The sequence below is a fragment of the Burkholderia sp. S-53 genome (genome assembly GCF_025560745.1).
GTDB lineage: Bacteria > Pseudomonadota > Gammaproteobacteria > Burkholderiales > Burkholderiaceae > Burkholderia > Burkholderia pyrrocinia.
Map to the genome: position 1 here is coordinate 657,597 of NZ_CP090484.1, position 12,918 is coordinate 670,514.

Sequence of the window (12,918 nt, forward strand, 5' to 3'; positions counted from 1 at the left end):
CCTGCGTGCTCGCGGCCACGCCCACATCGCCCGCCGATCGTCACGATCGGCGTGACCCGCAGTCGCGCATCGCGCGCCGACCCACGAACCATCAAACAAGGAAAACGCACCATGTCATCGCTCCGCTCCCCCGTTCGCGCCGTTGCCGCGTTCGCCCTGCTGGCCGCATCGGCCGCCGCGTTCGCCGCCGGCCCGGCCACGCGCGACCTCGCCGCCGAGGAAGCCAACCGCCAGCTCGTGCTGACGTTCTACGACCGCTTCTTCAACAAGCACGAAGCGGTCGAAGCCGCCGCCGTCGTCGCGGACGACTACAAGCAGCACAACCCGCACGTGCCGGACGGCAAGAAGCCGTTCGTGTCGTACTTCGTCGGCGCATTCCAGAAGAACCCGGCATCGCGGGCGCGCATCGTCCGCAGCGCGACCGACGGCGATCTCGTCTATCTGCACGTGCATGCGACCGAGCGTCCGGGCGATCGCGGCGAAGCGGTCGTCGACATCTTCCGCGTGAAGGACGGCAAGATCGTCGAACACTGGGACGTGATCCAGCCGGTGCCCGAAACGGCCGCGAACCAGAACACGATGTTCTGACGCGCGGGCCGGCCTGCGGCGCGCAACGATGCGCGCGGCCCGTCGATGGACGGCCACCCGCCCGGCCGGCACGCGCGGCTGCCCCGTGCCGGTAAAGTCCCCTACAATCGAGCTTCGCCGCCATGACGGCCGTCGGCTCGCAGGACCGCACCGCAAGCCGCCGCCCCGCAGGCGCGCCGCCGCACGCGAAGCACGGCCGGCGCGGGCGGTCGTTCGCGAAGACGGTGTCAACGATGAGCCCCGCCCATATTTCCCTGAGCAACGCCGGCGCCCTGGTTGCCAGCCTCGGCAGCCCGCAGTTTCCCGCCCGGCTTTGGGCGTGGCTGCGCGAAACCGTCGACCCGCAGTCCCATTACAGCGTCGCGACGCGTTACCGCCGCGATGCGCCGTCGCGATCGGTCGACAGTGTCGACGTGCTGTTCTTCGCCGGCGGCGACGATCCCGACGGCACGCGCCATGCACTCGATCTGTATACACAGGGCGACTGGCGCACCGACACACTGCTCCCGCATATCGAGCGCGTCACCGATTCGCAGCTCGTGTTCTCGTGCAACGAGGAAATCGACACCGCGACCGAATACGGCCGCCAATTCGCGCTCGGCGAACTCGGCGAGGACTGCACGCTGCTCGGCAGCGAGCGCGACTATGTCTATGCGTTCTCGCTGTTCCGCCGGCGCGGCCAGCCGTCCTACACGCTGGCCGAACTGGCGCTGTTGCGGCAGCTCGGCGATTTCGTGCTGCCGCTCTTGATCCAGCATGCGCGGCTCGCGCGCCTGACGCCACGTTCGGACGACGGCGCGCTGCTGCAGCGCTTCGAGCAGCGGCTGTCGGCCAGCGGCGCGGCGCTGTCGCAACGCGAACGGCTCGTGTGCCGCGCCGTGCTGCAAGGCCAGCCCGTCCCGCAAATCGCCGACACGCTCGCGCTCAAGCCGAGCAGCGTGCGCACCTATCTCGGGCGCGCGCTCGCGAAGCTCGGCGTCGCGAACCGGGCCGGGCTGTTCGCGTGGTGCGTGACCGAAGACGAAACACCGGATGACCACGGTCGCTAGATGACGCCACCGCATCACCGCAACAGCTCCCGCACCCACCGCCTTTGTCGCGCGTTGTCCTCAAAACGATGACAGACAGCCGGCTCTCCCGCTCCTAGTATCTGACTCACCCGACGACAGGAACACGTCGGATGCCACGGAGACACGACATGCCGAATACCGGATGGACGCCGGCCCGCACGGCCGCGAGTGCGTCGCCCATCGCGTTGCCGATACGAACCGAGCGGCAAAATCGGCATGACGCGCCGCCGGCGGCCCCCGGCCTTCGCCGCAACGCGTCGCCGCCCGTGCCACGCAGCGCCGGCACATAACGCCCCACCCCCATTCCAACCCGACCGGGTTCACGCGACCGGACGAGCCAGACGGCCCGCCCGCCGGACACGTGCGCCCGTCGACATGCCCCCTATCCGGAGGAGACACATGCAACACGCCGATACCGTCTATCTGAACGGCCTGCTTTACACGGGCGACGCGCAGCGCCGCTTTGCCCAGGCGCTCGCCACGAAGGACGGCAAGATCGTCGCCGTCGGCTGCGACGACGACATCCGCCCGCTGGCCGGCCCCGCGACGCGCATGGTCGATCTGGCCGGCAGGCTGATGCTGCCGGGCCTCATCGACGGTCACGTGCACCCGCTCGAAGGCCACCAGATCCTCGGCGACTTCGACCTGTCCGGCATCGACGATCCCGACGCGATCGTGCAGCGCATCCGCGCGTGCGCCGATGCGACGCCGGACGAACCGTGGGTCTACCTCGGCGGCGCCAACCTCGCCGCGTTCGGCGCGTATCCGACCCGCGAGCTGCTCGACCGGATCGTGCCCGACCGGCCGCTGCTCGTGGTCGGCTTCGACGTGCACAGCGGCTGCCTCAACACGAAGGGGCTCGAGGCGGCCGGCATCAAGGCCGACACGCCCGATCCGACGGGCGGCGTGTACGAGCGCGATGCGTCGGGTGCGCCGAACGGCGTCGTGCACGAAGCGGCGTTCTACCGCATCTGCCCGATCATTCCGCAGCTGAGTCCGGCCGGCTACCCGAAGTCGCTCGCGAAAGCGCACGCGATGGCGCACGGTTTCGGCATCACGGGCTGGTTCGACGCGCGCGTCGAGGAAGCCGAGCTCAAGGCGTATGCCGACGCGCAGCGCGCCGGCAAGCTGAAGGCCTACGTGAGCGCTGGCCTCTATGCGAACCCGCGCCGCGATCCGCGCGAGCAGGTCGAACGCTTCGTCGGATGGCGTCGCGAGTACGAGCGCGACAACCTGCGCCTGCATACGGTGAAGATCTTCGTCGACGGCGTGCCCGAATCGAAGACCGCCGCGCTGCTCGAGCCGTACGCCGGCACCGACGACTGCGGCCTCGCACTGTGGAGCCAGGACGCGCTGAACGAGATCTGCCTGCTCGCCGATACGGCCGGCTTCGACCTGCACTTCCATACGCTCGCCGACCGCGCGGTGCGCATGACGCTCGACGCGCTCGAACACATGCAGCGCCGCAACGGGATGCGCGACCGGCGCGCGCAGCTCGCGCACCTGCAGCTCGTCGATCCGGCCGACATGAGCCGTTTCAACCGGCTCGGCGCGATCGCGAGCGTGCAGACGCTGTGGACGGCCGCACGCGAGGAGCAGCAACAGCTCTACCGCGACCTGCTCGGCGACGAGCGCGCCGCGCGCAATTACCCGTTCCGCAGCATGCGCAACGCAGGCGTGATGCTCGCGGCCGGCTCCGACTGGTCGGTCAGCACGATGGACCCGATGCAGATCATCCAGACGGGTGTCACGCACCTGCTGATCGACCAGCCCGACAGCCCGCCGTGGAATCCGCACGAATGCCTCGACCTGCTGACGATGCTCGAGGCCTATACGGTGAACACCGCGTACGCGCTGCGTTTCGACGACTGCACGGGCTCGCTCGAAGCCGACAAGGACGCAAGCTTCGCGATCCTCGACCGCAATCCGTTCGCGCACCCGGTCGAGACGTTCGCGCAAACCCGCGTGATCGAGACGTGCTTCCGCGGCGAAGTCGTATACGCCGCACCGGGCTGGGCCGACTGAAGCACGAACCGGGCGGCCGTCAGGCGACGTCGAGCGCCAGCACCTGCCCGGTCGTCAGCACGTCGCCGAACGTGTCCGACAGCGCGGCCAGCGTCGCGCGATGGAGGTCGCGGTGCGGCACCGTGCCGCCGTCCGCGACGTCGAGATCGCGCGTCGCGCATGCATCGTCGACGACGATCACCGCATAGCCGAGCGGCACCGCATCGCGGGCCGCGCCGGCAACACAGGCATGCGTCATCAGGCCCGTGACGATCAGCGTGTCGATGCCGGCCGCTTTCAGGCGCACATCGATGTCGGTGGTCGGGAACACGCTCACCGACGTCTTCTTCACGACCGTGTGATGCGGCGCCGGCTGCAGGTCCGCGTGAAAGCGGAAGCCGTCGCTGCCGTCGGCGAAGATCGGGCTGTCTGCCGTATCGACGTGCTGGACATGAAACACCGGAATGCCCGCCCGATCCGCGAACGCGATCACGCGCTGCGCGTTGCCCAGCGCGCGCGGCCCTTCCGGAATCGGCAGGCGGCCGCTGAAGTATTCATTCTGGAAATCGATCACCAGCAGCGCGGTGCGGGCGGCGACGATCGACGTCGGCGCCGTCGCGCCGGCCAGGGTACGGATGGTCGGATGTTGCATGGATCGCTCTCTCGGTTGGCACATTGAACGGAACGGCGCGCCGGGCCTGCCGGCGCCGCCGGGCGCGGCCAGGGGGCTCCCCGGTCGCGAGACGCCAGTGTCGGGTCGCGCGGCCTTGCGCGACAGCGGCCCGCGGGACAACGTCCGACAGGATCGGGCCAACCTGCGCGACCGCCTACGACAGCGCGGCGGTTCGCGCGCCCGGCCGCACGCGCCCGTGCGCGACCATCATCGCGAAGCCGAGCAGGAAGCCCGCGCCGCCGACCAGCAGCAGGCCGATCTCGCCCGCCACGGGCAGCAGGTTCGTCAGCGCGCCCGGCCCGGGTCCGATCAGACCCGGGGGCACGCATCGACCTTCACGTCGACAGCCGGACGATCCCGTAAGGATTGAACTTGAAGTCGTCTTCGTCGTGAGATCCGTCGTCGATCAGCGATGCATCGTGCGCCTGCAACGTCGCGTCGATCCCGCGCCGCACGATTTCGTCGGCAACGCCGTCGATGACGACAACCGCGTCGCGATCGCTTCCGCGCAAGCGCGGCACCTGCACGTCCGGCAGACCGGCCAGATGAAAACCCACGCTTTCGAAGTAACCGTCCGACGCCAGCGGCCGCAACGCGAACGCCAGCCGGCACACCCGGTTCTGCGCAAGCGCATCGTCGGCGTCGGTCGCGACCGCGCCCATCCGGATCAGCTCCCGCCAGCGGTGCAGCCCATGAGCGACGCCCGCGCTCTCGCCCTTGATCGCCACCGCGCCGGCGTCGATCAGCCGATCGACCAGGAACAGCGCGCCGATCGACGCACGCACGGCACTCTCCCGCGTCATGCGCGGGCCGAGCACATACAGCACCGACTGGTGCGTGCCGACGGCTTCGTCGTCTTGCGGCGTCCAGGCATCCGCTGCGACGCGGTCGCGGCAGACCTCGAACGAACGGCTCATCCGCTCGTCGGGCTCGGCGGCGGAATACGCTTCGTCGATGCCGAACCCCGTCGCGAATTCCGCAATCGCCGCGTTCGCCGCATCGCGCAGGTGCCGCAGTTCGCGATTCCTGCCGAGAAAACACAGCACGTGACGCGGCTGCACCGGCGCTTCGCCCGACCACGCGGCCCGTCGGTCGGATTGCGGCAAAACGGCCGCGCGTGCCGTACCGCCATCGAGCAGTTTCTTCAATCTTGAAAACATTCGCCATCCCCACGCTGACCTTGCGAGCCACCATCATAGCGGCCTGCGATGGCGCGGGGACGAACGCGTCGATGGGCTCGACCGCGGCATCCGGATCGGGTAGCGCTTGCCTGCCCGCCGGAATCGAGCGGCAGCCGCCGCCCGTTGCTACCTGGCGCTCAGCGGCTCGCCCTGGAACTGCCGGCGCGCGATCACGCACGGCGCGCTGTCGTGCATGAACACGCTCGCGAGCAGCCCGAACGACGCCGCGAACAGCACGTACCACGCGGGCGCGACCGGCGACCCGCTCGCGTGTGTCAGCCACGTGACGATGAACGGCGCGAAGCCGCCGAAGATCATCACCGCGACGTTGTACGCGAGCGCGATGCCGGTCGAACGCGAGCGCGTCGCGAACTGTTCGGCGAGCGCGGTCGGCGCGGGGCCGTAGCAGATGCCGATGATCGTGCAGATCGCGAGCTGCATCACGAGCAGGCGCCCGATGCCCGGCGCCGCGGCCAGCCACGAGAACAGCGGATACGTGACCGTCAGCAGCGCCAGCATGCCGGCGATCAGCACGGGCCGCCGGCCGATGCGGTCGGACACGATCGCGGCGACCGGAATCGTCACCGTCAGCAGCGCGACGGCCACCATCTGCACCTTGAATACCTGGTCGAGCGGCAGCCCGAAGGTCTTGTGCACGAACGTCGGCATGTTGACGAGCATCACGTAGAACACGGCCGTGCCGGTGATCGTCTGCCCCATCGACACCAGCACGCCGCGCAGGTTGTCGCGCAGCACGCGCGACACGCTCGCCGGCGGCTCGACGCTCGACTTGCTCGCGTCGAGGAACGCCTCCGTCTCCTCCATGTGTCGGCGGATCCACAGCCCGACCGGCCCGATCAGCAGCCCGAGCGCGAACGGCACGCGCCAGCCCCAGCTGTGCAACGCCGCATCCGACAGCGACTGCGTCGCCCACGCGCCCATCGCGGCGCCCGAGAACACCGCGAGGCACTGGCCGATCAGTTGCCACGACCCGTACAGGCCGCGCCGGTTCGCGGGCGCGCTCTCGACCAGGAACGCGGTGGCGCTTGCATATTCGCCGCCCGTCGCGAACCCCTGCAGCAGCCGCGCGACGACGATCAGGATCGGCGCCGCCGGGCCGATCGTCGCGTACGAAGGCGCGAACGTGATCAGCGCGATCGACAGTGTCATCAGGAAGATGATGAGCTGCATCGCGGCCTTGCGCCCCTTGCGATCCGCATAGAGCCCGAGCATGATGCCGCCCACCGGGCGCATGAAGAAACCGACACCGAACGTCGCAAGCGACATCAGCAGCGACGCGTACTGGCTCTCGGCGGGGAAGAACAGCCGCGCGATGATGCCGGAGAAGAACCCGTAAACGATGAAGTCGTACCACTCGAGGGTATTGCCGACGACAGCGGCAACCACCTGCCGATGTCGCGAGTTCCGACGTGAGTCGCGCATGCTTGTCTCCTGCAGTCCCATGGTGCCGCGCCGCATGCGTGCCGCCTTCCGTGGCAGGCACCGGCGAATCGGCCGTTCGCATCGTCGACGGTTCGCGGCGGAACGACGAAACCTGTCGCCCGCGCGCACGACCGGCGTGAAACGATCATAGGGACGCCGGAAACACGCATCAATTAATGCCGGCGGTAGATGATTAGCCTGAGATTAAATGTTTCCCGAACCCGCCCCGCCGCGCGACAAACCCGGTGTTTCGCGCATTGTTGCGGCCCGGGTTCTGCGGCAGAATCGTTGGCCGCCCTTCTCGTCGCCCGCATCATGCGCAACCGCATCAACGAAGAGATCACGTTCCGCAAGCTCGAGGTGCTCCTCGCGTTCATGGAAGCCGGCAGCCTCGCAAAAGCGGCCGAGGCGCTGGGCGTCAGTACGGTCAGCGTGCATCGGGCACTGCATACGCTCGAGGAAGGGATGCACTGCGCGCTGTTTCGTCACGAGGGGCGCAACCTGATTCCGACCGACGCCGCGCAAGTGCTCGCCGAAGTCGCGGGCGAAGTGCTGAAGACGATGACGGACGGGATCCGCGCGACGCGCGAGGCGGCCGGCTACGGCGCCGGCCAGTTGAAGATCGGCTCGCTCTATTCGTTGACGATCCGCACCGTTCCCGAAGTCGTGATCGCGCTGAAGACGCGCCGCCCCGAGCTGCAGGCCGAACTCGTGCTCGGCTCGAATGCCGACCTGCTCGACAAGCTCCGGCAGGGCGCGATCGACGCGACGCTGATGGCACTGCCCGAACCGGACGCCGAGATCGAGTCGATCGCGCTGTTCGAGGACGAGATGTTCTTCGCCGCGCCGATCGATTCGCCGTATGCGCAACGCGATGCGATCGATCTCGGCGCATGTCGCGATGCGCCGTTCGTGTCGCTCGGCGCAGGCTTCGCGACACATCACGGCTTCACGGAGGCGTTCCGTGCGGCCGGCGTCACGCCGAATGTCGTGATGCGGGTGGGCGACATCTTCTCGCTGATCAACCTCGTGTCGGGCGGCGTCGGCTGCTCGCTGCTGCCCGGCCGCGTGCGCGACCTGTTCGCGCACAAGATCGCGCTCGTGCCGCTCGCCGGCCCCACGATCCGCCAGACGATCGGCCTGAGCTTCCTGCACCGGCGCGAACGCGATCCGAACCTGCTCGCGCTCGCGACCGTGTGCCGGCTGACGGTCAAGAGACCGAACGCACGGTAATGCGCGGATCGCTCCGCAGCGCTCGCCTTCCCCCATTCCCCTTCCGCCTCACGGATCCGCATCGTCCCGGCGCCGCGTAACGCGGCAGTGAAATCCGCGATTCCCGCGATGCAGATGACGCGTGCTAGTCCGTTCGGACGGCACGAAGCGCGCGCATTGTTGCGATCATGGCCGTCATTCAACGCGCGGCACGCACGCGTGCGCCCGCCACGGAGACGACATGAACGACCCAGTCCTCGGCCCCATCGACCAGATCGGCTACGTGGTCGCCGACCTCGATCGCAGCATCGCGCGCTGGCGTGCACGCCACGAGGTCGGCCCGTGGACCGTGTTCCGCAACGTCCGCCTCGACGGCCGCCATCGCGGCGAGCCGGTGACGGTCACGATGGACGTCGGGCTCGCGTATCGCGGCGACCTGCAGATCGAACTGATCCACGTGACGAACGACGCACCGTCGCCGTACCGCGATGCGCACGGGCAACCGCTCGTCGGCCTGCATCACGTCGCGTGGGTCGTCGACGATCTCGAAGCCGCGGTGGCGCGGCTGACGGCGCGCGGCCTGCGCGTCGCGTTCGACGCGCGCAACCCGGCAACGCGCGTCGCATATCTCGACGACCCCGACGATCCCGGCGTGCGCGTCGAAGTGATCGAAGGTGCCGGCATGCGCGACATGATCGCGCACGGCATCGCCGCAGCGCGCGCCTGGGACGGCACCGATCCGGTTCGCATCATCGACGCGGCGACCGTCTCCGCATGAGCGGCTCCGCGCGTCCCCTCTCACTCACAGGAGCAAGCAGCATGAAACGACTCGAAGGCAAGGTGGCGCTGATCACGGGCGGTGCGCGCGGCCAGGGCGAAGCGGAAGCGCGCCGGTTCGTCGCCGAAGGCGCACGCGTGGTGATCGCCGACGTGCTGGACGATGCCGGCCAGCGCGTCGCGGCCGAACTCGGCGACGCCGCGCGATTCCAGCATCTCGACGTGACGAACGAAGGCGACTGGCAGGCGGCCGTTCAAGCGACGCTCGCGCAGTTCGGCCGGCTGGACATCCTCGTGAACAACGCGGCGATCCTGAAGCTCGTGCCGATCGAAGCGTGTTCGCTCGACGACTATCGCAAGGTGATCGAAGTGAACCAGGTCGGTTGCTGGCTCGGCATGAAGTCGGCACTTGCCGCGCTGAAGGACGCGGGCGGCGGCTCGATCGTGAACGTGTCGTCGACGGCCGGGATGGAAGGCGTCGCGGGCGGCAGCGCGTACGTGTCGAGCAAGTTCGCGGTACGCGGGATGACGAAGGCCGCCGCGCTCGAATTCGGCCGCCACGGCATTCGCGTGAACTCGGTGCATCCGGGCGGCATCGATACGGTGATGGCACGCCCGCCCGAGTTCGCGGACTTCGATCCGTCGTCGATCTACAGCGGCCTGCCGATCGCGCGCATCGGCAAGCCCGACGAAGTGGCCAGCCTCGTGCTGTTCCTCGCGTCCGACGAGTCCGCGTATTGCACGGGGTCGGAATTCATCGTCGACGGCGGGATGCTCGCGGGCAGCACGTTCCACTGACACCCCGCTCCTGCCGGAAACGAAAACGGAAACGACAACGCCGCCGGCGGCCATGCCCGCTCGGCGGTGTTGTCGTTCCGAGGCCACGCGCAACGCGCCTCTCGCTCAGTATCCCTTCGGCTGGATCGACGGTGCGCCGACGCCGCGCGCCGCACGCTTGCCGCCGCGCACGAAACGGCGCCCGTGCGGGCCGTACACGCCGTCCGGTTCCGGATACAACGTCAGCAGCACGAAGTACAGTATCCCGCCGACCGCCAGCGACAGCGGCACGCTCAGGTCGAGCCCGCCCGCGAGGTTGCCGAGCGGCCCGACGAACTGGCCCGGCAGGTTCACGAACGACAGCCCGACGAACGCGGCCGGCAGCCACGCGCCCATCGCTCGCACGTTCCAGCCATGCGTGAACCAGTAGTGGCCGCCGCGCAGCCCGCGGTTGAACACCTGCAGGTCGTCGGCAAGATAGTAGCCGCGGCGCGTCACGTAGCCGATCACCATGATCGCCATCCACGGGCAACTGAACGTGTCGATCAGCGTCGAGAACGTCGCGACGCTTTCGACGAGATTGAACCAGAAGCGGCCGACGAAGATGAACGCGATCGCGATCGTGCCGATCAGCAGCGTCGCACGCACGCGGTTCAGGAGGCGCGGGAACATGCTCGATACGTCGAGCCCCGTGCCGTACAGCGCGGTCGTGCCGGTCGACATCCCGCCGATGATCGCGATCAGGCACATCGGCAGCAGGAACCAGCGCGGCGAGATCGCGAGCAGCCCGCCGACGTAGTCGTTCGATGCGATGAACGCGGGCGCCTTCGACGCGATGATCGTCGCGGTCGCGAGGCCGAAGAAGAACGGCACGAAGGTCGCGATCTGCGCGGCGAACACCGCGCCCATCACGCGATGCTTCGGCGTGTGCTGCGGGATGTAGCGCGCCCAGTCGCCGAGCGTCGACGCGAACGACACCGGGTTGCTCAGCGCGACCAGCACCGCGCCGACGAACGCGGCCCAGAAGCCTGCGCTGCCCTGCTGCAGCGTACCGGCGTAGTTCATGTCGAACAGCCCGGCGAATGCGAACAGGCCCGCGACGAACAGCACGCTCGCGGCCCACACGGCGATCTTGTTGACCCACAGCATGAAGCGGAAACCGTAGATGCAGACGATCAGCACGAGCACCGCGAACACCATGTAGGCTGCGCCGAGCGTGAAGCCGTTGACCGGTACGCCGACCATGTTGTGCGCGCCGCCGACGAGCGCGTCGCCCGAGCTCCACACGGCCAGCGAGAAGAACGCGATCGACGTGAGCAGTGCGAGGAACGAGCCGACGATCCGGCCATGGATGCCGAAATGCGCGCCGGACGACACGGGGTCGCTCGTGCCGTTGCGCGGGCCGAACAGGCTCATCGGCGCGAGGATGCAGGTGCCGGCGAGCACGCCGAACACGATCGCGGCGACGCCCGCCTTGAACGACAGCCCGACCAGCACGGGAAAGCTGCCGAGCACCGATGTGGAAAATGTATTGCAGCCGCCGAACAGCAACCGGAACAGATCGATCGGCCGCGCATAGCGCGATGCATCGGGAATGCGCTCGAAACCGAACGACTCGACCTGCGTAATCCTGCCTTCACCCATTTTGTCTCCAGCTCCTCTGGTGCGCCTGTACGACCCGGGGCTGCGGCCATACGACACATCGTCATCGATTCGCGGCCACTCTAAACCGGATCGAGCGGCGCAAATATCACGCATTCGAGACGTTTACGACGAAGGCGAACAATGTTTCCCGGCGGGCGAGCAGCCGGCTCCCGCGCCGCCCGTGCGGCGCGGGCGATGCATCGTCAGTGCGCCGGCGCTGCGGCCGGCGCGCGGCATGCGGCCAGGCCTCGCTGAACGGCCGGCCGAGCGGCGATGTCGGCGAGCCAGCGCTCGACGTGCGGGTAGTCGGCAACGTCGAGATCGAGCTCGGCCGCCGAGCGCAGCCACGGAAACGCGGCGATGTCGGCGATCGAGTATCGCGACGATGCGAGATACGCCGATTCCGACAATCGGCCGTTCACGACCCCATAGAGACGCCGTGCTTCGTTCCGATAGCGGTCGATCGCTTCCGCATTGACCGTCTTCGATGCATGCAGGAACCACCAGAGCTGGCCGAGCATCGGCCCGATCCCGCCGATCTGGAAGTGCAGCCATTGCTGGACCGCCGTGCGTTCGGCCAGCGTTTCGGGATGCAGACAGCCCGTCTTCGCGGCGAGATAGCCGAGGATCGCGCCGGATTCGAACACGGCGAGCCCGGTGTCGTGGTCGACGATGGCCGGAATCTTGCCGTTCGGGTTGATCGCGAGAAACGCCGGGCTGCGCTGCTCGCCGGCGGACAGGTTCACGTGCACGAGTTCGTGCGCGAGCCCGGCCTCTTCCAGATAGATCGCGATCTTTTGGCCGTTCGGCGTGTCGGCCGTATAGAACGTGAGGGAGTGCGTCGATGTCATGTCGGTCCTTGTCATCCGGTTATAGTTGCAACTACAATCGTTGCAATTGCAATCCTATGCCGGAACCGACGGCTTCGGCAGATGCCAGTACTCGAAGGAGGGACATGCAGACTGCGCGAGCCGCCTGCTGGCCGACTACGGCCGCCTGCCGGCCGGCTGGGCCGCGCAGGCGATGCATCGGCATGCTCGCGGCCGACGCGCGAGCCGGCCGCCGCTACTTCGCGTCGGCCGACGCTTCACGCGCCGCGGCGGTCGCGCGATCGAGCGCAGCGGCCATCGCCGCCCGCTCCTTGCCGGAGAACTGGCCGAGAAAGAGTTCCGTGACCGTCGACTGGTACACCTTCCACATCTTCTTGCGCAGGGCCCGCCCCTTGTCGGTAATGCTTGCATAAGCGGCGCGGCCGTCGTCGGCCGAACGGGCGCGCGTGACGAGCCCGTCCTGCTCGAGCCGGTCGACGAGCCGCGTGAGGTTGTAGCGCTCGATCGCGAGCACGTCGGCCAGTTCGTGCATGCGGCGCGTGCCGTCGGGCCCGCTTTCGAGCCCCCACAACGCGTCGTACCACGCATACGCGGGCAGGCCGGCATCCGCGAGGCGCCGCTCGATCTCGCGAATCATCGTCCGGTGCGCGCGGACGAACGAGAACCACAGATCGGGTTCGGGTGCGCTCATGTCAGGTCGTTCCTTTCGTTTGATTGCA

Annotated in this window: 13 protein-coding genes; 6 read left to right on the forward strand and 7 right to left on the reverse strand. The window is 68.3% G+C overall.

Annotated elements, in window-relative coordinates; translation table 11 throughout:
- Positions 1-111: 111 nt before the first annotated feature.
- The 3 genes from LXM88_RS25145 to LXM88_RS25155 all read left to right on the forward strand — a co-directional run bounded on the left by LXM88_RS25145 (position 112) and on the right by LXM88_RS25155 (position 3,683).
- Positions 112-588 carry a nuclear transport factor 2 family protein gene (locus LXM88_RS25145; RefSeq protein ID WP_262545222.1) on the forward strand — a complete coding sequence of 159 codons (477 nt, stop codon included), beginning with the start codon at positions 112-114 and terminating at the stop codon, positions 586-588.
- A 233-nt stretch (positions 589-821) separates the two neighbouring features.
- The gene (locus LXM88_RS25150) at positions 822-1,637 is read left to right on the forward strand and encodes a helix-turn-helix transcriptional regulator (protein WP_262545224.1); all 816 of its coding nucleotides are present in this window, start codon (positions 822-824) and stop codon (positions 1,635-1,637) included.
- 420 nt (positions 1,638-2,057) lie between these two features.
- A complete protein-coding gene (locus LXM88_RS25155) occupies positions 2,058-3,683 on the forward strand; it encodes an amidohydrolase (RefSeq protein WP_262545226.1) in 1,626 nt (541 codons plus the stop codon).
- Between the two features lie 19 nt (positions 3,684-3,702).
- Here LXM88_RS25155 and LXM88_RS25160 read toward each other — a convergent pair whose 3' ends face one another.
- The 4 genes from LXM88_RS25160 to LXM88_RS25175 all read right to left on the reverse strand — a co-directional run bounded on the left by LXM88_RS25160 (position 3,703) and on the right by LXM88_RS25175 (position 6,959).
- Complete coding sequence (locus tag LXM88_RS25160; RefSeq protein ID WP_262545228.1) at positions 3,703-4,314, reverse strand: cysteine hydrolase family protein; 612 nt, start codon at positions 4,312-4,314, stop codon at positions 3,703-3,705.
- A gap of 175 nt (positions 4,315-4,489) precedes the next feature.
- Positions 4,490-4,660: a hypothetical protein gene (locus LXM88_RS25165; RefSeq protein WP_412524168.1), complete on the reverse strand. Its 171-nt coding sequence runs from the start codon at positions 4,658-4,660 to the stop codon at positions 4,490-4,492.
- A gap of 10 nt (positions 4,661-4,670) precedes the next feature.
- Complete coding sequence (locus LXM88_RS25170) at positions 4,671-5,495, reverse strand: hypothetical protein (protein WP_262545230.1); 825 nt, start codon at positions 5,493-5,495, stop codon at positions 4,671-4,673.
- A 147-nt stretch (positions 5,496-5,642) separates the two neighbouring features.
- Positions 5,643-6,959, reverse strand: a complete 1,317-nt coding sequence (locus LXM88_RS25175) for an MFS transporter (RefSeq protein ID WP_262545232.1) — start codon at positions 6,957-6,959, stop codon at positions 5,643-5,645.
- Between the two features lie 315 nt (positions 6,960-7,274).
- On the opposite strand from LXM88_RS25175, the gene LXM88_RS25180 reads away from it, so the two are divergent.
- The 3 genes from LXM88_RS25180 to LXM88_RS25190 all read left to right on the forward strand — a co-directional run bounded on the left by LXM88_RS25180 (position 7,275) and on the right by LXM88_RS25190 (position 9,746).
- Positions 7,275-8,192 carry a LysR family transcriptional regulator gene (locus LXM88_RS25180; RefSeq protein ID WP_262546921.1) on the forward strand — a complete coding sequence of 306 codons (918 nt, stop codon included), beginning with the start codon at positions 7,275-7,277 and terminating at the stop codon, positions 8,190-8,192.
- A gap of 220 nt (positions 8,193-8,412) precedes the next feature.
- Entirely contained in the window at positions 8,413-8,949 is a 537-nt protein-coding gene (locus LXM88_RS25185) for a VOC family protein (RefSeq protein ID WP_262545234.1), read from the forward strand.
- 41 nt (positions 8,950-8,990) lie between these two features.
- Positions 8,991-9,746 carry a glucose 1-dehydrogenase gene (locus tag LXM88_RS25190; protein WP_262545236.1) on the forward strand — a complete coding sequence of 252 codons (756 nt, stop codon included), beginning with the start codon at positions 8,991-8,993 and terminating at the stop codon, positions 9,744-9,746.
- A 105-nt stretch (positions 9,747-9,851) separates the two neighbouring features.
- Here the strand turns inward: LXM88_RS25190 and LXM88_RS25195 are convergent, their stop codons facing one another.
- The 3 genes from LXM88_RS25195 to LXM88_RS25205 all read right to left on the reverse strand — a co-directional run bounded on the left by LXM88_RS25195 (position 9,852) and on the right by LXM88_RS25205 (position 12,890).
- Complete coding sequence (locus LXM88_RS25195; protein WP_262545238.1) at positions 9,852-11,369, reverse strand: purine-cytosine permease family protein; 1,518 nt, start codon at positions 11,367-11,369, stop codon at positions 9,852-9,854.
- 203 nt (positions 11,370-11,572) lie between these two features.
- A complete protein-coding gene (locus LXM88_RS25200; RefSeq protein ID WP_262545240.1) occupies positions 11,573-12,220 on the reverse strand; it encodes a glutathione S-transferase family protein in 648 nt (215 codons plus the stop codon).
- A gap of 214 nt (positions 12,221-12,434) precedes the next feature.
- Positions 12,435-12,890 carry a MarR family winged helix-turn-helix transcriptional regulator gene (locus LXM88_RS25205; protein ID WP_262545241.1) on the reverse strand — a complete coding sequence of 152 codons (456 nt, stop codon included), beginning with the start codon at positions 12,888-12,890 and terminating at the stop codon, positions 12,435-12,437.
- Positions 12,891-12,918: the final 28 nt, after the last annotated feature.

Coding starts and splice junctions, on each gene's coding strand:
- LXM88_RS25145 (WP_262545222.1), top strand. CDS start 112: ATGTCATCGCTCCGCTCCCCCGTTCGCGCCGTTGCCGCGTTCGCCCTG.
- LXM88_RS25150 (WP_262545224.1), top strand. CDS start 822: ATGAGCCCCGCCCATATTTCCCTGAGCAACGCCGGCGCCCTGGTTGCC.
- LXM88_RS25155 (WP_262545226.1), top strand. CDS start 2,058: ATGCAACACGCCGATACCGTCTATCTGAACGGCCTGCTTTACACGGGC.
- LXM88_RS25160 (WP_262545228.1), bottom strand. CDS start 4,314: ATGCAACATCCGACCATCCGTACCCTGGCCGGCGCGACGGCGCCGACG.
- LXM88_RS25170 (WP_262545230.1), bottom strand. CDS start 5,495: ATGTTTTCAAGATTGAAGAAACTGCTCGATGGCGGTACGGCACGCGCG.
- LXM88_RS25175 (WP_262545232.1), bottom strand. CDS start 6,959: ATGCGCGACTCACGTCGGAACTCGCGACATCGGCAGGTGGTTGCCGCT.
- LXM88_RS25180 (WP_262546921.1), top strand. CDS start 7,275: ATGCGCAACCGCATCAACGAAGAGATCACGTTCCGCAAGCTCGAGGTG.
- LXM88_RS25185 (WP_262545234.1), top strand. CDS start 8,413: ATGAACGACCCAGTCCTCGGCCCCATCGACCAGATCGGCTACGTGGTC.
- LXM88_RS25190 (WP_262545236.1), top strand. CDS start 8,991: ATGAAACGACTCGAAGGCAAGGTGGCGCTGATCACGGGCGGTGCGCGC.
- LXM88_RS25195 (WP_262545238.1), bottom strand. CDS start 11,369: ATGGGTGAAGGCAGGATTACGCAGGTCGAGTCGTTCGGTTTCGAGCGC.
- LXM88_RS25200 (WP_262545240.1), bottom strand. CDS start 12,220: ATGACATCGACGCACTCCCTCACGTTCTATACGGCCGACACGCCGAAC.
- LXM88_RS25205 (WP_262545241.1), bottom strand. CDS start 12,890: ATGAGCGCACCCGAACCCGATCTGTGGTTCTCGTTCGTCCGCGCGCAC.